This window comes from Nitrosospira sp. NRS527, assembly GCF_018406445.1.
In the GTDB taxonomy this organism is placed as follows: domain Bacteria; phylum Pseudomonadota; class Gammaproteobacteria; order Burkholderiales; family Nitrosomonadaceae; genus Nitrosospira; species Nitrosospira briensis.
Genome location: NZ_AP024515.1, coordinates 1930059 through 1952906, shown reverse-complemented (window position 1 = coordinate 1952906; position 22848 = coordinate 1930059). Strand labels below are relative to the sequence as shown.

Genomic DNA, 22848 nt, shown 5'->3' with positions numbered 1-22848 from the left:
ATTGCCGGGAATCCTTTTGCCTGCCCTAGGTCATGACTGGGCCATCCCTTCCAATTGAGCCCAACTTTATTGATGGCTCCTGATTTGTATACGCTCTGCTTATTTCGGTCGCCGCTTGACAGCATAGCCGTAGGGGATCGGCCAGGCAGGTTCCACCCCCATGGCGTGTTGCGCCTTGATGGCCCAGTACGGTTCCCGCAACAATTCCCGCCCGATAAAGACGAGATCCGCCTGGCCGCTGGTAATGATTTCATCCGCATATTGCGAGTCGGTAATCAGGCCCACGCCGCCGGTCCGGATTTCCGCTTCGTCGCGGATGCGGCCGGCAAACGGAACCTGGTAACCTCTCGCGACAGGAATCTTCGCGTCGGGCGTCGTTCCACCGGATGAGACATCAATCAGATCCGCCCCCAGCGCCTTGAGCTCTCTGCAAAGAACGACGGATTGCTCGATATCCCAGCCTCCATCAGCCCAGTCGGTTGCCGAGATGCGTACGAAAAAAGGCAGCTCCTGAGGGATAACTTCGCGCAGCCGTCCCGCAACCCGCAGCAACAGCCGCATGCGGTTTTCCAGACTGCCGCCATATTCATCCGTGCGGTGGTTGCTGATAGGCGACAGAAATTCATGCATCAGGTAACCGTGAGCGGCGTGCAGCTCGATCACTTTGAAGCCCGCCTCAAGCGCACGTCGCGCCGCCGATTCCCAGCCGTCGATGCAATGCTCGATATCCGCATCAGACATGGCTGCCGGAACCGGATCTCCTGCATCGAAGGGCAGGGAGCTGGGGCCGATAACCGGCCAGCCACCCTCGGTAGCCGTTTTCAGGCTGTTTCCGCCGGTCCATGGGGCGTCGCAACTGGCCTTGCGCCCGGCATGAGCGAGCTGTATACCGGAAACCGCGCCTTGTGCCTCAACGAACCTTGCGATCCGGGCCAAAGGTTCGATATGATCATCTTTCCAAATTCCCATATCACCCGGCGAAATGCGCCCTTCGGCGGTAACTGCCGTAGCCTCCACCATCACAAGCCCCATGCCACCTATCGCCCGACTGCCAAGATGAACCAGATGGAAATCATTGGCAAAACCATCCTGCGCCGAATACATGCACATGGGTGACATTGCGATCCGGTTGCGGAAGGTAACGCTGCGAATGGTCAACGGGGATAGCAGGTCCACCTCCGGGACTTCGCGGTCGTGCTCGCTCTGGCAGTGAGTCTGGATGGCGCTTGGGCCGGCGCTTCTGTGAGCGGGCGGAGCGGTGCTCTGGCGCAAAGCGGCAGTAGCCATAAGGCTTTCTGCTTCGCTTACGGACGAGGAATCTTCGGATTTGTCACGTTTGCTCTGATCGTAATAGGGCATGATTTTTCCTTTATTGAAAAATTACCTGTTGAATCTGTGCAACTTTGTGGATTCGGCTGGTCGCCCGTGTTGACCCCGTATGTTAAATCTACACCCCGACGTTGTTTCTGGGCGCAATAACGTAATGTAGCTCAATGAATCATTATTGCAATATATGCCTATGCGCCATTCCCGGTTTGACACGTGTGAACTTTGGTAGTTTGGTAGGATGGGTGGAGCGCAGCGCAACCCATCAAAACTACTAATCGGTTCCGATAAAGGCAATACCCGTCCGATCAATACCTGGTTGAATTTCGCCGGCTCTTCGAACGGAGGATTATGCGACGACTGCTCGAACCACACGAGACACTTGAAGGGTACCTTGATCCTGGCGAAAAATTGTTCGGCCAGGGTGGCGGGAACATGCCGATCATAACGCCCTAGCAGAAAGAATACCGGCATATTTGGATTGCATGATATTTGAACTATGGAAGAACGGTTATTTCAAATTTTTTGGCTCCTATATAATGATTTCATCAAGGATGTTTTCAGGTTATTTTTTACATTTTGACGGAGCGAGATATGTTCATTTTCAAGTTGCAACCGTCGACCCAGGTTCTTGTCAGCTTCATAGACTTGCGAAACAGCGAGAATCGGGTATGCGGGTTAATTCAGGCGTCCGGGAAGCCCAAAAAAACAGGAAGAAAATGCCAAAAATCTACAATTCAATTATCGTTCCTGCTCCGATAGAGCAAGTATGGTCGAGAATACGCGACTTCCACGACTTTTCCTGGGCGCCATCCCTCGTTGGTTCGTGCGAGAAGGTTGGCGAGGGCAATGGATATTGCGTAGGTGCAAGGCGGCTATTGAACGGCGTGTTTCTGGATACTCTGATCGCCTATGACTCGATCGAAAAACGCATTATGTATTCCATGGATGAGGGGCCATCTCCAGTCTCATCGAAAGAGATTCACGATTACGTAGGAAATCTGCACCTGCTACCCGTTACGGCCGATAACACGACGTTTGCGGAGTGGTCCGCATCTTGGGAGTCGATAAATACCGACGCGGTCGAATACATGAACCTTGTATACCGGTCACTCCTCAGCGATCTCGCGGTGGGGTTTGGTGTGGAGAATCGGCGCGGTACACCGGACAATGCCGGATAGCCCGCACAAGCGGATCGACGCTGGCAATTGCGGCTGGGCTATTTGTCGTAGGTGGTCAGTTGCGCGCCAGTCGGCGCGATGATCGTGGCGAGTAGGCGCGCTGGTAGCGTCCTGCTGGGATTCTCCATGAATGAATGCACGGTCCCGTGCGGTTCGCTCCAGCTTTGACCGGCGCGATACTCTATCAGCTCGCCATTGTCGAGCTGTGAACGAACGATACCTTCAAGCACATAGACAAAGACGATACCTGCATGGCGATGGCTGGCGCTTCTGGCGTCAGGCGCCAAGTTGACGATGACTGCTGTCAGTGTCTGACCAGGATCATTCGGAAGCACTTCCGCCGTGACAGGCGTGAGAGTCACCCCATCGTATGTTTCCCCGGCCTGCGCGTCTGAAGCACCGGCCAAATAGCCAACGCTCAGAAATGCCGCGACAAGAAATATTTTAATGACGCGCTCCAGGCCCATGAGCTTCCGGCTCATGATTGAGTCGAACTTCATTGTCGCTCCCATTGATAATATTCGTTATGAATGCGAATCGTGCAACTGTCCTGGGGAAACAGCGAAAACCTGGTCGGCTGTTTCCGTTGCGCTAAAGACCGCAATATAGCAACTATTCGCAAGGATGTCAGGAATCTCTAGGGCGAACACACCTGTAAAACGCGTCATTAGAGAGCGCTCATATACGTGCGTGCAAACTCGCTCTCTTTGTTGTAAAGCCAGGCATGTCGCGTCATCTGCCTATGGTTACCGGCGAATGGCAGTTGCCGCGCGTGAGTGCAGGTACGCAGATAGCAAGCGTATATCTTACAAGCTTGATTGGTGTTAGCAATTGGACTCAAGTACTAGCTCGCCATGAGTTCACCAACAGCACCGCTGCGCCATCCAGTTTCTGCTCATCTGGCCGGTTCATATTTCGCTGCGATTCTTCAAGTCCGACAGGCTGCTCGTGATCTTTATTTATCGTTACTTGCCTTATTTTCATAGGGTCCTGCCGGGATATCGAATGTCAGCGTCGCACGATGACGAAACGCCTCAAATTTATTTCCTTGAAATTCTCCTGGCTGCTTTTCTACGTAGATGACTTCCAGGACGTACTGGCCAGGCCAGGGCGTTGGTATGTTGACCTTGCCGTTTTCGTCAGTCGGGTGTTCCTGCATCCAGAAATTAGGGGCGTAGACCATGACTTTGGCTTTTGCCAGCGGTGCATTCCGGAAGTAAACGGTGAATGCTTTAGGTGATCCATTCTCCGGCAGTATATCCAGCACGAGTTCTGGTTTCGCGGCTGAGCGCCCCAGCAGCGGGCTGAGGCGTGTGTAAAACATCGGTTTCACGATACCGATACCGTGCTTGGTCCAATCCTTGACTTCATAGGCAAGCTCTTCTGCGATGATCGGCGAATTACGATCCGAAATCACACCAAGATCGAAGTGGGTCTCCTTTCGTACCACCTTAATTTCGTTCCGCTTTCCGCCCGCGTCGAGCACCCAGGCCCGTGGTCCTTTTATCTCATCAAGCCTACCGGGGCTCGTCTCCCTTTCCTGTTCCTGGTATTCCCCGAAATAAAGTTGCGCATGGTGCGACTTGTCCTGTTCGATCCAGATGTAATGCGCGGCCGCAGGGAACGCCAGGGCCAGTCCGGTGAGGGCGAGGGCGGCATGAACAAGCAGTTTCTTTAGCATGATGTAATTCCCTTGAAAATAATAGATAAGGTAATCCAAACCGGTTTGTTAAAAAATGACAACTAACTTATGGTAAACGACCGCTTATGGTAAACGACTGCAACGGAGTTGATCTACTCATTTTGCCTTGCACCTGGCGCGCCACCGTACTATGCTGGATGCGTACATCCTTCTATTACATCGTATGCCGATTTCATGGGAATGCAGGAAGAGAGCACCAGCATTTCGAGATCGGGGAGCTGCCAAGTGAGGGTGCATTGCCTTCCGGAATTACCATTTCGACCACCAGCAGTTTACCGTTTTCAATCATCGACCGATGGCAATTCTTGCGGATCGTAGTCGCGCCTTCATCATCCCAGTTGTGCGGCCCGAACTGCGTTTTGTGACATTGTGGTTTGGGGCATCTGGAGAGTTGTCTAGAAGAAGTTCCCATTACGATATTCATCAGTTTGATTGATTCGCCTGCTGTGCCTTCGTTTCAGGCAACCTGAAATTTCACGGATAACAGCCAAATCCGCTTCTCGGGATTCACATAAATTACTTTGATCGCTCGGTTGCCGAGTCCGTGTGCGAATATGGCACCGTAAATCCATTGCTGACTAACCGCGTGTATATGTCTACAATTGTCGCTAGAGTAGAGGAGCTTACATGAAATTGGTGCGTGCACGAATTCAGAATTTTCGAAGTATCGAGGATTCCGGCGAGTTCAGCCTCGATGAGCATATAACCTGCCTGGTGGGGAAGAATGAATCGGGCAAGACAACGCTGTTGACGGCACTCTATCGACTCAATCCTATCTTCCGGGATGCAGGTTTCCAGTGGCAAATAGACTACCCGCGACGCCACTTGTCGGACTATGAAGAACGCCACGGCGGCAAGGATGCGGATGTAATCACGACATGGTGGATGATCGAACCTGCCGAAAAACAGGCTATTGCAAATGCGTTCGGCGCTGGAGCACTGCAGAGCGACGAAGTCGTGGTGAGAAAGGACTATGGCAATGTAATCCGCTGGACAGTCAGGTTCGACGAAGCAGCCATCGTTCAACATTTCATTGATAGCAGCAGTCTCCATGATGACGAGAAAGCGCATATCGGTTCAGTTCAAACAATGGCGGAACTAAAGGCAAAAACGGAATCGCTTCATGAATCGTCGCCCGGTAGATGGCAATGCATTCAGAAAATTGATCTTGATTTTCCCGACACCTCGGTTTCCCAGGCTATTGTAAAGCTGCTGGACCTGCCGGAATTCATGCTGTTCTCCCAGTATCAACGGATGCAAGGTCAGGTCAGCCTTGAGCAGATTCAGCAAAGGGAATCAGGCAACACGCTTGAGGCGGCTGACCAGGTGTTCATTGCGCTCTGCAAAATGGCCTCCACAACGGTTGCACAAGTTGCCTCCATCCAGGATTTCGAAAGCATGGTTTCACGCTTCGAAAGCGCCTCCAACAAGATTTCCGCTGAAATGTTCCGTTACTGGAGCCAGAATAAATTCCTCAAGGTGATTTTCCGGCTGGACCACGCCCTGCCGGGCGACCCGCCTCCCTTCAATAGCGGCCGCATCTTCCGGACCCGTATTCTGAATGAGCTTCATGACGTGACGGTTCCATTCGATGATCGCAGCACGGGTTTTGTCTGGTTTTTTTCCTTCCTTGTACTGTTCTCACAGATGAAGCGACGCCAGGAAAAGATCATATTGTTGCTGGACGAGCCGGGACTGAGCTTGCATGGCAAGGCGCAGGCCGACCTTCTGCGTTACTTCCGGGAGCGTCTTGCGCCCGACCATCAAGTCATCTACACGACGCATTCGCCATTCATGGTGCCGTCCGACAACCTGCTCTCGGTGCGCACTGTTGAGGATATGGTTGTTTATCATGAGGATGGGCAGCCGGAAGTTCAAGGTACTAAAGTCGGCAGCGATGTGCTCAGCACCGACCCGGATACGCTGTTCCCGTTGCAGAGCGCACTGGGTTACGAGATGACCCAATCGCTGTTCGTCGGTGAACATACGTTGCTGGTGACGAGACCATCCGATCTTCTCTTTTTGCGGGCAATGTCGGAGGTGTTGCGTTCTCACAAGCGCATACCGCTCGACCCGCGCTGGACTATCTGTCCGGCCGGCGGTATCGAGAAAGTTAGCGCTTTCATGAGTTTTTTTGGCGGTAATCGGTTGCACGTTGCGGTGCTGACAGATTTTGCGTCGGATCATGAGAGGGTCGAAGACCTGCGCCGATGGAATACTTTGCGCGATGCCCATATTTTTACGATGGGCGCCTCGGCAGGCCAGCAGGAGGCGGATGTCGAAGACATGCTCGGTGCCGGGCTGTACGTGGAGATCGTGAATGCGTGTTACGGCCTCAAGGGGAGGCAGGCCCTGCCTGCCCCTCCCGCTGGTGCGGGTGCGCGTATTGTCGTGTACGCGGAAGAACATTTCCGTACGCATCAGGACGTTGTCCCCGGCGTCATTCCAAAGTTCGATCGTTACGCACCCGCCGTCTATTTCACCGAGCACCAATCCGAAATCATCAAGAAATTGTTTGGCGCGGACCTGAAGGTCACACTTGCCCGGTTTGAGAAATTATTCACCGAGTTGAATGCGCTGTTGCCGGAATAGGTACAGGCCGATCGGCGGCCGTTCCATAAAAGGTCGGCCCGATGGCTTTCCCAGGTCTGGTAGCGGAAGGCCTCAATATAGCGCCTCCCCATTCGGATTTCAGTATTTTTGTTCAGTAGAGATGTTTATTCGGGACGATCAGGAATTTGGTATGTGCCGAGCAATGCGGTTGAGTTCAAAGAAAGTAATGGAAGGGTTGTAAATCAGGCAAACCAGCGTAAAAAAGCAGCTGCGGTCAGTGCCGTTACGCCTAGCGCAATGAGCAGTTTCCAGGCGGCGCGGCGTTGTTCCACAGTCCAGCCGGCGGCTCGGCGCAGATACATCACGGCTATGCCGAAGCCACCCGCCGCGCACATGATTTTGATCAGCAGCGCAGCGAAGGCTACTCCGTGCAAGTCGGGCAGCTTTTCATAGAAGTAATAGCTGACTGCGCTGAACCCCATGCCGCTTAATGCCTGGGCTGCCCAGCCTATTCCAACCAGCCAGGCAAACTTGCGCTGGATCGGGACGGGCTGCGCTGCCGGGTACAGCGCAAAAATCGCAACGCCTACCACGGCAGCGGCGCCAAAATTGTGCACGAGTTGCACAATGGCGTAGTCCAGGTTTTCAAACACAATTAGGTGGTCGGCTCAATGCTGACATTGATGCATTTTTGCGCACCGATTGGGGTGTGCGCCTTGTTGACCACCTTGATGCATATCTCGTGCTGGCCCGGCGAAAGCGTTCCCAGCGCATGAGTGCCTTTTAATCCGCGTAACGTCACAGCTTCGTCGCTGTCCAGGTAAAGATGCGTATGATCACCTTTTTTCCCCAGCGACACCGCATAGTCAATATTGACATCCCCCTTCGGACTGATTTTGGCGCCATTGGGAGGTGATGAAATCTCGACGGAAGCGCCGGAGGCGTCGGCGGCAAATGAAACCGGGACATAGCAGCCAAGAACCAGTGAAGCTGCCAGGACGTAAGATATGCGCATCGTTATTCTCCTTGAAATATTAAATTGAATGGCCAAAAAAGGCGGTGGAAATAATTTATTCAGCGCAAAGTCACATAAACCGGAAACTTGCAGATTCCAGGTGGACTTTACATTCTGAATTCTACCCTCGAAGCCCTTTTCCGTGAATGGAAAAACCGACTGATCGGCTGAATGGCTTGCATAGTCTAGCTCACAATGCCGGTTTTGCAGAGCTACAGCTGAAGAAGATTTTGAATGGTGGATGAAAACTATCGTGCAGTAGGCAGTATCAAGCCCTTGGTGGGTATATCCATATATTGGAATTGACAGTCCGTTTGCCGAAAAAAAGATATCCTGCAAAGCTTGCCTACGGATGTGCTTGAATATGGCTGTCGAGTTGATTGAATGATTTGTGATTACCAGCAGGGAACGTGAGCAAGCACTGCCGGGTCGTAACGATCAAAATAGAGGGAATTTACAGATGCGTTTTATCCATGCCGCTGATTTGCATATCGATAGCCCGCTACGCGGCTTAAGCCGTTATGACGGTGCGCCTGTTGATCGCCTGCGCAACGCCACTCGCCGGGCGCTGGTGCAGTTGGTGGATCTGGCGCTGGATGAGCAGGTAAATTTTGTGCTGCTGGCGGGGGATCTCTACGATAGCGATTGGTCGGATTTTCATACGGGCTTATTTTTCCGCGAACAGATGGTGCGGCTGGGGCGCGCCAATATTCGCGTGTTTATTGTGCAAGGTAATCATGATGCGCAAGGTGTCATCAGCCGCCAGTTGCCGCTGCCGGAAAATGTAACGGTATTTTCCAGCAAGAAATCCGAAACTGTACGGCTCGATGAACTGGCGGTGGCCATCCATGGGCGCAGCTTTCCGGATCGTGAAGTACCGGACGACCTGGTGCCGCTTTACCCGGAGCCTGTGCATGGCCTATTCAATATCGGCGTGTTGCATACGAGCCTGACCGGCGCTGCCGGCCACGATACTTATGCCCCGACCAGTCCTGGCGTGCTCATGGCCAAGGGTTACGACTACTGGGCATTGGGCCACGTCCATGCCCGGCAGGTCGTGTCCGAGAAAACGCCTCGCATCGTGTTTCCCGGAAATCTGCAAGGGCGTCATGCCAACGAAACCGGCCCCAAGGGCTGCGAGCTGGTCACCGTAAATGCCGGCAAGGTAGAAGCAAGCTTTATTGAACTTGATGTCGTGCGCTGGCATCAGGTAACCGTGCCACTCGATGGGGTGGACGATGTGGCGCAAGTGGCCGAGCAGGCGCGAAAAGCACTGGCGGCCGCCATAGCGGGTGCAACCGCTCTCCTGCATGCGGTCAGGGTCAATCTGATCGGACAAACCCATCTATACGAGCTGGAAGCGAAGCAGCCGGGGACGTTGGCCGCTGCAGTACAAGCTGCAGCACAGGATATCGGCGATTGTGAAGTCTGGATCGAGCAAGTGCGCCTCGCCATCCGCTCGCCGATCGATCGTACCCAGGCCACGGAAGGGCAGGACGCGATTGCAGAGCTGATCCGCCTGGTGGATGAGCTGGCTGCGGACGACGCAATGCTGGCGGACTGGTCGAAGCAGGCGCTGGGAGACGTCCTCGTCAGGCTACCGGCAGAAGTACAGGCCGATGCGGCAAGTGATGGTCTTCCCCGGCTCGATGATCCGGCCTCGCTGCGAAGCCTGCTGGCGGATGCCGAGGCAACGTTGCTGGCGCGCCTGAACGTGGAGCGTGCCGATGGACGTGGCGTCCGATGAGAATAGAGAAGCTGTTTTTGTCCGCCTTCGGCCCGTTTACGGATCGTGAACTGGATTTCGCGGCGACACCCGCCAATTTTCACCTGATCTATGGCCCGAATGAGGCTGGCAAGTCGTCGGCATTACGCGCGATGGGCGACTTGCGCTTTGGCATCCATCCGCGTAGCACGGATGATTTCATTCATGAATACAGCCGTATACTGCTCGGAGGCGTATTCGCGAATACCGCCGGTGAGCGCGTTGCCCTGGCGCGCCGCAAAGGAAACAAGCAAACGCTGCTCTATGCCGATCCAGGAAACGGTAAACCGATCGGCAGTACCGCCGTCGCTTCCGCCGTTGAGCATGCATTGACCGGAGGTCTGGATCGGAAGCAGTTTGAGGTTATGTTCGGGATCGATCATGAACGTCTGCGCGAAGGCGGCAAGTTGTTGTTGAGCGCGGATGGCGAGCTGGGTTCGGCATTATTCGAAGCGAGCGCCGGAACGCGAGGTGTAACGGCGCTATTGGCTTCGCTACAGGAGGATAGCCGCCGCTATTTTATCCCGCGCTCCAAGCAGGCCACCCTCAACGAAGCCAGCCTCCAGATTGATGAATACAAGCGCGCCTTTCGTCAGGCGTTGACCAGACCGGCTGAATGGAAAGACCGCCAGCGCGCCCATGCAGATGCCAAAACAAAGCTCGCTGAACTGAGGGAGCAATTGTTTAAACTGCGGTGCAGGGAAAATGAGCTGACTGAACTGAGGGCAGTTCAACCCCTGCTGAAGCAATATGATGACGCTCTGGCAGCGTTGAATGGCTTGACGGAGGTTCCATTATTACCTGTCTCTGCAAGAGAAAATCGCCTGGCTGCCGAACAGTCGTTGCAAACAGCACGCAAGACCATTTCCCAGGTGGATGTCGAACTGGTGGAATATGCTCAGGAGAAGGCGCAGCTCATGATCGAGCCAGCATTGTTGAAGCATGCCGCCGCGATTGAGCGCCTGACCAAAGACCGGGATGCGGCGAGTTATACACATGTTGAATTACGGAAAACCCAGGCTGAGGCCGATAGCGGCCAACTCGCGTTGGCCGCGATGACAGTCAAAATTGCAGGAGATCGCGCCATTGATGATGTGTTGGCAGCGATTCCCTCTCTGGCCGACCGGGTGATGTTGAATGAGCATGTTGCTCGATGCAATGACATGGAAGTACGTTTGAGTTCGCGCCAAGAGCGAGTGGCGGACATTGAGAAAAAACTGCAACAGCAGCCGGAAGGCAACCGGCCAATGATGGATGCGGTTTTGAAACGAGCAATTGAAGAAGCAGTGCATACGGCACGGGCAATGGGTGATTTCACAAAGCGCCACGAAAAGCTGCAAGGCGAAATAGAGGATCACGCGCGGCGGGTGCGGCAGGGCTTGACTGACCTTGGGCTCTCTACTGTAGAACAACTGCAAGGCAGCCAGCTATTATTGGCGGCGGAAATAACCTCGGCGGAAAAGGAATTCAATAGGCTGGAAACTGGAATCAATAGCCTGCACAAGGAGGAAACAGACCTCAAGCGCGACCTGAAAGCTCAACAACAGCGTCAACATGAACTTGCGGCGGCGGGTGAAGTGGTCACCGCACAAACTTTGCGTGCAGCCCGGGTGCATCGCGACCATGGTTGGGATTTGATACGCAAGGTATTTATTCAGCGTAGTGAAAATCTTGAATCGCTTGCCGCCCAATTTGATCCGGACCGCCCGTTGCCTGAAGCATTCGAGAATTCGCAGAGCGAGGCGGACCGCCAGGCGGATCTGTTGCGTGAAGGCGCCGAGCGAGCCACGAAAGTGGCTGAGTGCGAGACACGTGTCGCTGAAATGGAAGCACGATTAAAAGAAATTATCTTCTTGAAGCAAACCAATGCACTGGCGCAAGACCAGGCTCAGTCGGCTTGGCTCGCCAGGCTCTCCGCCGCGAGCTTGCCTGCCCATCAGCCGGCAGCGCTGCGAGAATGGCTGAATCTGCGCGGGACGATTCTGGAGTTGATCCGGCAGCAAGCCAAGGTATCGGATGAGCAGTCCCGCCTTCTTGCTGAAGCGGAACAGGCTGCATCGACCCTTGGCATGGCGCTGTCCGCCGTGGGTGAAGCTGTCCAGGCTGATGTACATAACCTTGGCTCAATGATTGCGCGGGCTTCGGATTGGGTTCAAACCATGACCAAGGTGGCTGCGGACGAGGCGGCTCGCCGGAATACGATAAAGAGCCTTGAAAACGACCTGAATGCGGCAAATCAGGATATCAAGGAGTGCGGCGATGCACTATCCGTGTATATGGACAAACTGGCTGGCTGGCATACACGGCTGTTCCTTGCTGGAGACAGTTCGCCTGAGGCCATCAAGGCCAGGCTGGATGAGCTCGATGCCTTGCAAAAGGCGAGGGTTACGCAGGATGGCCGGTTGTCGCGCATCCATGATTTCGTTGCGACCCTGGATGCCTTGTTCGACCAGGCAAAGCGACTTGCGACATTACTGGGCGAGCCTGAGCCCCCACATGTAGATGATTTCGTTGATCGTTTGCAAGACAGGCTAATGAAATCCCGTTCAGCGAAAATAAAAAATGATGGACTCGACCGCCACGTCGAGGCTGCTCAACGCAAGAAACGCGATGCTGAAACGGAGCAGTCCGCGAGTGAAGCGGCGCTTCTTGCGCTGTGCCATGTCGCAGGTGAGGCGGACGTGAATAGTCTGAGCCATGTCGAGGAACAGTCGGCCAAAAAACGGCTATTACAGGAAAAGGCTGAATCGCTGATTGGGCAGTTGCGTGAAGCGTCGACCTCGGAACTTCCCGAATTACGTGAAGCCTTGTCGGGGCTGGATATCGCGGCGACAGACATCGAGCGGGAACAATGCCGGGTATCCATCAAACAACTTGAAGAGAAGGTGAATGCGGCGGCAGATGCCGAGCAAATCGCACGACGCTCACTGGATGAGATCGATACCTCCGATCGTGCTGCCGAAGCCAGAGAGCAGATGGAGTCGGCTATTGCGCGTTATTGCGCTGGAGTAAAGCCCTGGGCACAACTGAAGCTGGCCGAATCGCTTCTGCATGAGGCGTTAAGGCGCTTTCGCGACAAGGCGCAAGCCCCCATGGTGACATTGGCCTCCGAGTATTTTCGGCTGGTTACGAATGGCCGCTATCGCCGCCTGATCGTGGATGACTCGGCTGAGCAGCCCGCGTTGCAGGCCGAGCGCGACGATGGCAGGCATATTGGCGTATCGGCCATGAGCGAGGGTACCGCAGATCAGCTTTATCTCGCCCTACGCTTGGCTGCATTGGAATTGCAACGCAACGAACAGCGGCAAATGCCGTTGATTCTTGATGATGTGCTGATTACTTCCGATGATGAGCGCGCTGCGAATATTTTCAGCGCGCTGGCACGTTTTGCCGAGGGCGGGCAGGTGATGCTGTTCACGCATCACCGCCATCTCATCAATATAGCCAGCGGGCTACTGCCGATCGATGTTTTGGCGATTCATTCACTATGATCTGAATGGAATGAATTCGCTACCACGATGGAAAGTGAGTTGATCACATCGTGACCCAAACCCCCTATTCATGCTTCAGTTCGACGGCTTGTCCGCAGGTTCTTCTTCCAACCGATCGTAACTCTCGGGTGGGGGGTTGCCGTCGTATATCACATGCTTGCGCTGCTGCAAGTAAGCGTCGCGCACAAACAAATAGGGATCCAGCGCGGCCTGGTCGCGAAGCGACATGGGGCCGGATAGTCTTGCGCGCAGGTCGATGATGCCGAGAATGGAGAGCGGTACCGCGATGGCGTTGCCAATCGCATAAGGGCCCAGGAAGGTACCCACATAAAAGAGCATATTGGTCAATATGCTCACAGGAATGCTCGTGGCGTCACGATAGCTGCTGGGTCCGAATAAAGGAATAAAAAGATAAGTGTTTGAATCGACACCCCACACAGCCAGCGTTTGCCCAAAGTCTTCGTTATGTAGCGGCAGACCCATAGGCGAGGCTACATCAAAGAGTCCAGCTATTCCGATGGTCGAATTGATACCCAGACGCAAGGTGTCCCGGAACCCCTGCCGTACCTTGCCCTGTAAAAAATCATTCAGGATTGTTTCCGGATATCCGAGATTGTCATAAAAATTTCCAACGGAGCGCCGCACAGGATTGGGCACATGGTCGACATAGGCGTCCGCAACTGGCTTCAGAACGTTCCGGTCCACCATATCGGTGAAATCATAAGACTTGCGATTAATGTGCTCATGGGGGTCCATTGCGTCAAAGCTCTGGTCGTGCGGACGCACGGACGCGCAACCGGCAAACAGAATAGTGCATATCAACAACAGGACTTTGGCTGAATAGCTATGCTTCATGGTCAGATATAACGAATAGACGGCAGTTTATCGAGATTTATATATGTCGTGGCCACTGCCGTTCGACGTCCGCAACGCTATGGAACGCGCGGCTGCCAGTTCCAGCAAGCTCATGCAAAACTATACGCTAAAGCCAATGAAAATATCAATTAAAGGAGCAGGTTCAATGCAAAACGTTTACCGAGATGGGAGATACTGGCAACATTCCAAGCGCTGCCCTGGCAACGACCGGCATTGGGGCTCTCGCGGATATCGACGGCACATTGAGTCCGATAGTCGGAGATGTCCAGGATGTGTATCAAATACACATAGATATGGCGGTAGAGTATTTTCAGCTACCTCCGTTGGCGGTATGGCAGGTTGATAGTGAATATTTTTCTTCGACATCAATGGAAAGGGAATTTACGCAACTGATGATGTAGTGGGATACGATGCTCCTGCAAATCCTTCCATTTCGCCTTGCGCTCGCTACAGTTCCTCCCGGTGATTGTTACTTGGGCAATTACACAATGCTGTTCTGAACCCGCCAGCTCAGGTGGCTAAATCTTTCCAGTTTCAGATACCTTCAATAATCATAATAGTGACGTGAAGGGCCCGACTGGGGTGGGGGGCGTTACCAGTTGTTGGATGCCGGTGCAGCTAACCAGGCGTAAGGGTCGCTTGGACGCCGGAAGCGGAGCAGGATCGCGACGATATATGAAATTACATTCCAGCCGCTATGCTCCGTGCTCCCCTCCAGTGTAGTCCGCCGCAGAACAGCGCAACCGTTCAAACGGCTTGTGTTTTATGCTGCTGCTTTATCAGCCGCGAAATACACCGCCCTCAACTTGCCTGTTGGGTCCTTGAGTTCTACTTTTGAATTCGAGTAGTAGCCTATCTCAATGTCTTCTGTGAATTCTCTGATAGTCGAGAGGCCACCAGCTTCCATGACACCATCGATTGGGAGAGAAAAGAAATGGTGTCCCTTAAATGTCGGGTTGTAATTGATAGCAGTGGAGCCAGTCAGGTATGCCTTGTAAACAACCCGGACCTTCATCACGCCCCTGCTTGCCGAGAGTTGCGCTTCAACTGACTCACCAGGAGCCAGCTCGACGCTGACCCCCGAATCCGACCCGACTGTGATACTCATGCTCTCAGAGCCGCCCTTCCCCCACGAATGGCTGTAGGACATGCTTGTTTCCCCCCCTCCGCCAGTTCCCAAGAAACCGATTTCATACTTAATCTTCTGCTCTACGGAGACAGTATCTGTCTGAGACCAATTGCTCTCCGTGGTATTGTTCACCTGATCCGAGATGCTGGCGTTGAAAGTGGCTTTCTTGCTGCTGTTGTTGGAAAAAATCTTGGTGGCCACAATGACAGGCTCTGAGGTGATCCCCGTTATAGTGGCGCTCTGGACAACCAGCACCGTCTGGACTTGAGGCCAATTGTATGTTTTATAAAGGTCGCCCCACGGGGTGTCGCTGTGGAGATACGCATCATTGGGATTCCGTCCGAAATATTTGCCAACGGCATTCTTGAGACCCGCGTCTTGAATACCAAAGGTCTTTTTTTCAGTAGTGGTGATAATGTGTTGGACGCTTCCCGAAGCATTGACGCTGGAGGTCGCTGCATTTGTCCCTGCTTTAATGCTAATTGAGATTCCCATGTTCATTTCCTTTTGTCTTTTTGTTAATGTTTCTCATTTCCTCTCGCGGGCGCTTGATTATTTTTTAGACCTCAAGAGTTGGTTGAGTCTAGTTGGTTTCCTTGAGCATCAAATCGAGAATAAGAAGCAATAAATAGCTGCTGTTTGGCTATTTGACTTGCTCCCTGGAATTAAATAGATGGAGGCATTCGCATCGATCGCGGCCTGGGTAATGCACGAAGAAGCGGGCTTCGTGTGTAAGCTGTTGGGTGGCTCAACAGATGGTGAGCGGAGTGTAATAGACAAAAATAACGACGAGAGGCGATCACATTGGATGCCGGGAAAAGTGTCCAGAATGTGGCGCATCGATCAGGAGTGAGGCTGGCTGGCAGTGCCTTTGCCGAATAACCCGGCAAAGAATCAGATTTCACTTGAAAATACGGACACGGTTGACTTGTCGCGCCAGGGTCGCGCGAGCTTGGCAGATCCGTATAGCAGCCGATTACGAATTCCCGCCGCTGACTGCATTTTAGGTTTATCCGGTCAGCGAGCGGCAGGAGACCTACGTCGAGGACTTGCGCTTATCAGTAACCCCTTTCAGGCCCATTTAACAGACAGAGGCGATGGTGTTCTTCACCATAACATCAAACGTTTCGCTGAAATGTACCGTTTTGGACAGTATCTTCTCGCGCTTCGAGCAACTTGATCAGTTCACTGTTTTCATCCATTTCGCCTTGATCGTCGAAGCAGCTGGATTGTGTCAACAGGTCATAGATCCCAACCGGCATGGTTTACGAGGAGCACATCACTTCAATCAAGCCCATCATATAATTGTTTTGCGAGAACGAAATTGATTATCGGGATCTTTCACGTGGGCTTGCTTTATCTTTACCAAGTCTTCGTAACTTTTATCGAAGTAGGTTCTGGTAGGCACCGAGCTGTCTTTGAAACTGATGAAGGCACCTGAGGTATTGGGGATATCGTAATCACGACAAACATCCATCCAGTCAAGCGCGCGGTTTATGCGCGTGTACACGTGATTGTTCTGGCCTTCCTTTTGTTCTTCAGTTTCGTTCCACCAGGTTTGGTACTGTATCGTGAATAGCTTGTCCTTGTAAGGAAAGGCGCTTTTTGTTTTCTGCTCCGGGGTAATGACATTCTGATAATAGTTGCCGGTGATGGCGCCCAGAGTAATATACGTATACAGTCCTAAGCCTTCGTTGCCCGGTAGTACGAGCGGAGAAGTGAGACTCTCCAGCAGCTTATAATGTCCTTCCTTGCCAAGGCCCTGGGCATCGACCAGACGTGAGGTGATTTTATGGGGCCCTGGCTGATCCTCATCAGGAGGAAAAGGCGTTCCTTCCAGTCCTTGCTTCAGCCGGTTCATGTTGTGAAACGAATACCGATCCCAAGAGCTCATCAAGTGATCGCCATAGCGCAAGTGCTTGTATTTGCGTCCGGCCTTATCCTCATCACGGATGGTGAGGGTGTATCTGCCGGTGAATTCAAAACGTTGACGTATAAACTCCCGCAGGCTGTTTTCATCTCCCTCCCAGTAGCCATACATCATACAGTTGTGGCTTATGGTGTCAGGATTAAAGGGACCCTCTTCGCGGGCATGATGCCTGGCGGAAATTTTCAGATTGGTCCCTACCAACTGGCTGGCTGCCGGATCGGTGGAGGCAATCACCGCTTCCCAGGCTTGCAACACCGTAAGGGTGGGAACAGGGGTTGAGTCGCGTATAGCAAATACCTTGTTTTTTGGTACATAGCAATATTTATTCCACTCGATCTGAAACTTGATCATCTCGAAAGGTAACTCGAAGGTTTTGATCACAAGTTCGGTAACAATCCCATAGCTGAAGCCACCGCCACCTTTAATGGCCCAAAGCAGTTCCCTTTCGTCAAGATCTCCGTCCATGCTCAATTTACGTATGGTGCCATCACCAAGCACCAGGGTAGCGCCGACCACACTTTCGCAGCACATCCCGTGCTTACGAGTCCAGGGACCCCAACCTCCGCCCATGGTATAGCCCGCTATACACACCGTGCCGCAGGTTCCATGTGGAATCATGACATCGTCGTCAGCCAGTTTCGTGGTGAGATTCTGAAATGATGTTCCCGGTTGTATATGGGTAATTCCGCGCGCAGGATCAATCTCTACCTCATTCATTTTCGAGAGATCGAGCAGAATGGTATCGGTACCGGAGCATTCCCCTTCATGGTCGTGCCCGCCCGAGCGCACGCGTAAAGGCAGGGTATGTTTACGGGTAAACCTGACCACCACACTTACCTGTTCGGTAGTAACACACAGCACAATAGCGGCAGGCATAAACTGAAACCTGCGGTTGAAGATCTGGCGCTGTTGATCGTACTCTTCCTGATTTTCCGAACAATTACAAAGTATTGTGGGCTGGGCTACTCCATCCAAACAGTAAGCCTCCCGGAGTTTTTCAACGATAGTATTCATATATTAATTAGTAATCATGAGTTGAGCGGGTATGGTTTTACTTAACCTGGTCGCGAAACGATTATGCTGTTGTTGTACTGAGGAGCATCATCGCGAAAAGGACTGCAGCCTGTCGGACTTAAAGGAAATCGGCTGTGTCTGGTGGTCAGGCATGTGCAGCTAAAGAATGCTCGACCGTGTTAGATGGACATGCTCCAACCCCAAGACCAAGCGCTCACACGTTGGACCGAAACGATTATAGGCTCTTGCTCAAGCTCAGCAACCTGATAGTTCTTACAGGTATTTCCGCCAAATACCTCCGACAACGCCCTGTTTTATTTCAATACACCCTGACCTGCGAGGAATGGTCCATTAGCTCCTTCCGAAGTGGCGGGTATCTATTTGCCGTAGCGGAGGAATACGTGCGTTATCGTACAGATTATTCTTTTATTCAAAGTCTATTCTTTTCTCCCGCTGATAACATTTGTTAAAGTAAACAGGAGAATCGTCATGAAGACTAAAACACTTGCCCCCGTTATTTTGACGCTCGTCATGGCTTGCGCGACCTCAAGTTTTGCTGGAGAAGCGACCGAAATCAAATGGTCTCAGGTGCCGGCCGCAGCACAAAAAACGATCTCCAAAAATATGGGCGAGGGAAAAATTGAAGAAATCAAAAAGAAGACGAGGACAATAAGCGGTAAATCGGTCACGATTTATGAAGTGCGCGCGAGAAAACCCGATCCAGGCGGAAAGAAATTTGAGATTGAAGTCGATGAAAGCGGCGAGCTTATCGAACTCGAGGACGAATGAACGTACGATTCCGATAGCTGGAATTCAAATAATTTGCATAGGATGCGGCATCACTCGCAGGACCGACAATACAAAGCTAAGCGCGTGTCTTCATATTTGATGGAAATCAAGAAGTAGAAGGCATATGGATTACCGCTCCCGGTTATTCAGGCGGTAACTGATGATTTCGTTCAACAGAAATGAAATGAACGCTTCAGGCACTCCAGGCATTCGTGAGGTCTCGGCAATCCGCGCCATATCTCAAGCGATTGGCGCTTTGGCGGTGGGCGCGGTCGCCATCGGTGCATTGGCCGTCGGTGCCTTAGCCATTGGTAGACTGGCAATCGGTCGCGCCCGAATCCGCCAGTTGGAGATCGACGAGCTTGTCGTTCAACATTTGCGCGTTACTGAAAAGCTTCAGGTTCCGCCTGCGCCGCCCGATGCTGAGAACTGGCAGCCTGTCGGGCTCAAAGAATTGCAGCGAAAAGTGACCGGGTGAAAGCGCAGATTTTGCGGATTTTGAAGGCCCAATAGTCACTTACTCTATTGGCCAAAAAAGCGGCGAAATATGAACGGTCAGACGCTTTTGCAGCCGGTTTCCTTTAAGTCCGACAGGCTGCCAAGCATATTGATCGCGCTGTTTCTTCCATCGAGATCTAACTAAAGAATGCGATGCAAAGCGACGAAGAGGAAATCCGGCAGTTGGTTTCCACATGGATGGCCGCAAGCAAAGCGGGCGATGTGGAGACAGTCCTGTCACTGATGGCGGATGACGTTGTCTTTCTTGTGCCAGGCCAGCCCGTCATGCGCAAGGCCGATTTCGCGATGGCGGCGCGCGCTCAATCAGCCCAGGGGGCTCCGCAATTCGACGGCAGAAGCGAGATTCAGGAGATCAGGGTTCTCGGGGAGTGGGCCTTTATGTGGACGAAGCTCACCGTCATCGTTACGCCACCCGGCGGCGCGCAATCCATGACGCGTGCAGGCCATACGTTATCCATTCTCACGAAACAGGGCGGAAAATGGGTGCTGGCACGCGATGCCAACATGTTGGCCCCCGTGTCGGGCAAATGACGCGGATGCCAAGGTCTTTTACATGGGCCTTGGCGGTTGCATTGATGCCATTGCCGCGCTTATTTTTTTCTCCCCGAAAAGCCATTACCACGATTTACAGGGCATATTACAAACTGTTTTTGGTTAGTTCAGACCTCCTGACGTGACTCCACATTATGTTACGATTACTCATGATTACTAAAGGTTACAAATCCTTTACCAGGGAGAAACTATGGAACCCACGGAACCGATTACCATCCGAGCCAGTAAAGACATTATCAATCAGATCGACACTCTTGCTGCCGGTATGGACCGCTCTCGCAACTACGTGCTCAATCAGGCCATTCAGCAATATCTCGCCTATCATCACGTCTTGCACCGGAAAATAGAGCAAGGGCTGAATGATGTAAAAGAAGGCAGACTGACTGCGGCTGATGATGTCATGAAGGAAGTCCGCTCACATCGCGCCCGCCGGCGCACGTGAAGGTATTTTTCACCGATACGGCAAAACGAGACCTGATTGATATTGTCGATTGCTACGACAGCCATGATCCGGCCATCGCGGATCACTTTGAAAACGAGCTTCAACAAAGGTTAGAAACGCTAAGAGAGTTTCCGCGTATTGGACACGCTGGCTTTGCAGGTCTTCTGGAACTCGGTTTCCACGACTTCCCTTCTATATACTGAGTTATCGGGTCTTGCAGGATGAAGTACAAATCATTGCGATTTTACATACCGCGCGTGATCGCGAACAGGCATTGACGATGCACATGGGCGTACCGGCGACGGATCAATAAAGAAACGTTGCAACGAGGGCTGATACTTATTTCTCGGGTACGATCGGCAAGCATGGGGACGAGCAGATGCTTGGCAAGCATGTACGAAATCAAGTTAAAGCCTGTCAGAGGCGGTATGCGTATCATCGGTTTGCGTTGTTCCGGGCGAAAATACCCGTTGCTGCGACGTAGATCTTTATCCCCTGAGCGGAATGATCATGTTTTCGTTATTGTCGCGCTATAGTTTGCTATCATAACGCGTCGATTAAAACGCGGAACGGATCATCTGGATGAAACCTAATCACAAGAAAAGAATAATTTCATGGGGCCGCTTGCTGCCACTAACAATTACCCTGGGACTTGTCGCGTGTGGTGGTGATGGCAGCGGACCCACCGCAAGCAATGGCAGCGGCGGCAACAGCGCTGCAACGGCCGAAAAAGGCCCGGCTACGGGGAGACTGCTGGATGCCGCCGTGAGTGGCGTGGCCTACCTGGCGTCTTCCGGCGCCACCGGCAATACAGATGAAAGCGGGGTCTACAAATACAGCCACGGGGATACGATTGAATTCAAGCTGGGCAGCCTGATTCTCGGGAAACCGAAAGGCGCGGCTATCATTACCCCTATGGAACTGGCCGGTGACAGTGAAATAAGGTTGCAAAACCTGCTTATCCTGTTGCAGTCGCTGGACGCGGATGGTAATGCCGTAAATGGCATTACCATTCCGGCTGCCGCCGCGGCGGCTGTCACTGCCTCAATCAGTCTGGATAGCGAACCTGCCGCGTTTGTCGCGTCGGCCGAATTGCAGAAGGCAAGAGAAGCAGGTGGCATTGCAGGTGCGGTGAAGACGGCAGAACAGGCCAAGGCTCACTTCCTTTCGCAGGGGATACCCTTGCTCAGTACCAATATCTGGGTCAGACACGATGACGCGACCGCTTCCGTCATCCGTATTTCAGCCGCTAACGGCGGCGAATATCTGAACGGAGAAGCCACGCCGGATGATTCATGCGATACCAACCGTGTGTGCGGCGGCAAACTGCTGAGCAAAGCTGGAGTGGAATACGGAGCAGCGAGGGTATCCGAGTTTGAGACAAGAGGATTCAAGTTTGTCGGCAAGCCCACAATCGATACCAACCTTCATGCCGGTTTATCCAACCCAAGGCCAGCCTGGCGCGTTCGTACCGATGGCCCCGAGCTGATTACCTCGGATATCATGACAGTACAAAGACCGAGGAAACAAGCCAGTCTCTTCGGCGAGCTCTTCCATATTGCCGGCACGCTCGAGGTAAGCTCTTCGAAGGAACCTATCAAGACCGAGGTCAAGGAGATCCGGTATTCCAAAATGGAGAATGACCCAAAAGGCATCATCGGGGCTTGGGTACCTGATCCGGCTGTCATCAAGATACAAACCTACTTTTTCTTTTCCAACGGAAAATTCATGATGGTTGATCCTATAGGGGATCCGGAACGCGCCGGCCATGAAAGTTGTGGTGAGCCAGGTATCGAATTTGCCTCATATACTTATGATGCAGGCAGCAAGGGCTTGGCGATTAAAGGATTCACCTATGATAACAACGGTTGCGCAGGTTTTTCCGACTCCGAGACGACGTCGTTCAAACTGAATGCCGACGGCAATACCGCAACGCTTGAAACAAAGGGTGGTCCTGCATTGACGTTGCATCGGATATCAAAGTAGCTTGGAGGTGTTCGGAATGCGTACATTACTGTTTTCATTCTCCCTGATGACCATGGTCGCATTGACCGGGTGTGCCGGAGTTCCTCAAGTGAGGCTCCCACAGGATGTTGCACCGGTCACCAACTTTGATACGCAGAAGTATCTGGGTAAATGGTATGAGATTGCACGCCTGGAGCATTCTTCCGAAAAAGGCCTGAGCGATATTACCGCAACTTACAGCTTGCGTGATGATGGCGGTATCAAGGTGGTAAACCGAGGATACCACGCCGGAAAAGGCGAATGGCGCACTGCCGAAGGGAAGGCTTATCCTGTGGGAAGCCCCGACACGGGTTATTTGAAAGTATCTTTTTTTGGGCCATTCTACGGTTCGTACGTAGTCTTCGATCTGGATACCGACTACCAGTATTCCTTTGTCACAGGGCCGGACAAGAATTATCTATGGCTGCTTTCGCGTACTCCACGCACTTCGGATGAAGTGTTGACCCGATTCATAAGCGAAGCGGATAAGCTTGGGTACGATATCGACAAGCTTATCTATGTAGACCAGAGTCGAGCAATCTCTTCAATGCCGCAATGAC

At 52.6% G+C, this 22848-nt stretch carries 19 protein-coding genes; 11 read left to right on the top strand and 8 right to left on the bottom strand.

What is annotated here, in order from left to right:
- Window positions 1–99 precede the first annotated feature (99 nt).
- Window positions 100–1359 carry an NADH:flavin oxidoreductase/NADH oxidase gene (locus tag KJS40_RS08740; RefSeq protein WP_244859511.1) on the bottom strand — a complete coding sequence of 420 codons (1260 nt, stop codon included), beginning with the start codon at window positions 1357–1359 and terminating at the stop codon, window positions 100–102.
- Between the two features lie 686 nt (window positions 1360–2045).
- Here KJS40_RS08740 and KJS40_RS08735 point away from each other — a divergent pair.
- Window positions 2046–2507: an SRPBCC family protein gene (locus KJS40_RS08735; protein ID WP_213537162.1), complete on the top strand. Its 462-nt coding sequence runs from the start codon at window positions 2046–2048 to the stop codon at window positions 2505–2507.
- Window positions 2508–2545: 38 nt separating this feature from the next.
- On the opposite strand, the gene KJS40_RS08730 is transcribed toward KJS40_RS08735, so the two are convergent.
- Together KJS40_RS08730 and KJS40_RS08725 are read right to left on the bottom strand one after the other, a co-directional pair.
- Window positions 2546–3007, bottom strand: coding sequence for a cupin domain-containing protein (locus tag KJS40_RS08730; RefSeq protein WP_213537161.1), 462 nt, complete (start codon window positions 3005–3007; stop codon window positions 2546–2548).
- A gap of 455 nt (window positions 3008–3462) precedes the next feature.
- Entirely contained in the window at window positions 3463–4188 is a 726-nt protein-coding gene (locus KJS40_RS08725; protein WP_213537160.1) for a hypothetical protein, read from the bottom strand.
- Window positions 4189–4836: 648 nt separating this feature from the next.
- Between KJS40_RS08725 and KJS40_RS08715 the strand changes: the two genes are divergently transcribed.
- Entirely contained in the window at window positions 4837–6801 is a 1965-nt protein-coding gene (locus KJS40_RS08715) for an AAA family ATPase (protein WP_213537158.1), read from the top strand.
- A 203-nt stretch (window positions 6802–7004) separates the two neighbouring features.
- Here the strand turns inward: KJS40_RS08715 and KJS40_RS08710 are convergent, their stop codons facing one another.
- Window positions 7005–7415: a hypothetical protein gene (locus KJS40_RS08710; protein ID WP_213537157.1), complete on the bottom strand. Its 411-nt coding sequence runs from the start codon at window positions 7413–7415 to the stop codon at window positions 7005–7007.
- Window positions 7416–7417: 2 nt separating this feature from the next.
- On the bottom strand, window positions 7418–7777 hold the full coding sequence (locus tag KJS40_RS08705; RefSeq protein ID WP_213537156.1) for a hypothetical protein: 360 nt from the start codon (window positions 7775–7777) through the stop codon (window positions 7418–7420).
- 460 nt (window positions 7778–8237) lie between these two features.
- Between KJS40_RS08705 and KJS40_RS08700 the strand changes: the two genes are divergently transcribed.
- Together KJS40_RS08700 and KJS40_RS08695 are read left to right on the top strand one after the other, a co-directional pair.
- Entirely contained in the window at window positions 8238–9524 is a 1287-nt protein-coding gene (locus KJS40_RS08700; RefSeq protein ID WP_213537155.1) for a DNA repair exonuclease, read from the top strand.
- Complete coding sequence (locus tag KJS40_RS08695) at window positions 9521–13033, top strand: YhaN family protein (RefSeq protein WP_213537154.1); 3513 nt, start codon at window positions 9521–9523, stop codon at window positions 13031–13033. The genes KJS40_RS08700 and KJS40_RS08695 overlap by 4 nt, the downstream gene beginning before the upstream one ends.
- Before the next feature lie 75 nt (window positions 13034–13108).
- Here KJS40_RS08695 and KJS40_RS08690 read toward each other — a convergent pair whose 3' ends face one another.
- The 3 genes from KJS40_RS08690 to KJS40_RS08680 form a co-directional block, all read right to left on the bottom strand.
- Entirely contained in the window at window positions 13109–13888 is a 780-nt protein-coding gene (locus KJS40_RS08690; RefSeq protein WP_213537153.1) for a VacJ family lipoprotein, read from the bottom strand.
- 784 nt (window positions 13889–14672) lie between these two features.
- Entirely contained in the window at window positions 14673–15533 is an 861-nt protein-coding gene (locus tag KJS40_RS08685) for a hypothetical protein (protein ID WP_213537152.1), read from the bottom strand.
- Window positions 15534–16335: 802 nt separating this feature from the next.
- Window positions 16336–17844, bottom strand: coding sequence for an FAD-dependent oxidoreductase (locus KJS40_RS08680; RefSeq protein WP_213537151.1), 1509 nt, complete (start codon window positions 17842–17844; stop codon window positions 16336–16338).
- Between the two features lie 627 nt (window positions 17845–18471).
- Between KJS40_RS08680 and KJS40_RS08675 the strand changes: the two genes are divergently transcribed.
- The 7 genes from KJS40_RS08675 (at window position 18472) to KJS40_RS08645 (ending at window position 22847) form a co-directional block, all read left to right on the top strand.
- The gene (locus KJS40_RS08675) at window positions 18472–18771 is read left to right on the top strand and encodes a hypothetical protein (protein ID WP_213537150.1); all 300 of its coding nucleotides are present in this window, start codon (window positions 18472–18474) and stop codon (window positions 18769–18771) included.
- A gap of 160 nt (window positions 18772–18931) precedes the next feature.
- Window positions 18932–19249 carry a hypothetical protein gene (locus KJS40_RS08670; protein WP_213537149.1) on the top strand — a complete coding sequence of 106 codons (318 nt, stop codon included), beginning with the start codon at window positions 18932–18934 and terminating at the stop codon, window positions 19247–19249.
- 173 nt (window positions 19250–19422) lie between these two features.
- Window positions 19423–19821: an SgcJ/EcaC family oxidoreductase gene (locus KJS40_RS08665; protein ID WP_213537148.1), complete on the top strand. Its 399-nt coding sequence runs from the start codon at window positions 19423–19425 to the stop codon at window positions 19819–19821.
- A gap of 211 nt (window positions 19822–20032) precedes the next feature.
- Window positions 20033–20284 carry a ribbon-helix-helix protein, CopG family gene (locus KJS40_RS08660; protein WP_213537147.1) on the top strand — a complete coding sequence of 84 codons (252 nt, stop codon included), beginning with the start codon at window positions 20033–20035 and terminating at the stop codon, window positions 20282–20284.
- Complete coding sequence (locus KJS40_RS08655; protein WP_213537146.1) at window positions 20281–20487, top strand: type II toxin-antitoxin system RelE/ParE family toxin; 207 nt, start codon at window positions 20281–20283, stop codon at window positions 20485–20487. Before KJS40_RS08660 ends, KJS40_RS08655 begins: the two co-directional genes overlap by 4 nt.
- Window positions 20488–20866: 379 nt before the next feature.
- On the top strand, window positions 20867–22270 hold the full coding sequence (locus KJS40_RS08650) for an adhesin (protein WP_213537145.1): 1404 nt from the start codon (window positions 20867–20869) through the stop codon (window positions 22268–22270).
- A gap of 16 nt (window positions 22271–22286) precedes the next feature.
- Window positions 22287–22847, top strand: a complete 561-nt coding sequence (locus KJS40_RS08645; protein WP_213537144.1) for a lipocalin family protein — start codon at window positions 22287–22289, stop codon at window positions 22845–22847.
- The last annotated feature ends 1 nt before the right edge of the window (window position 22848 follow it).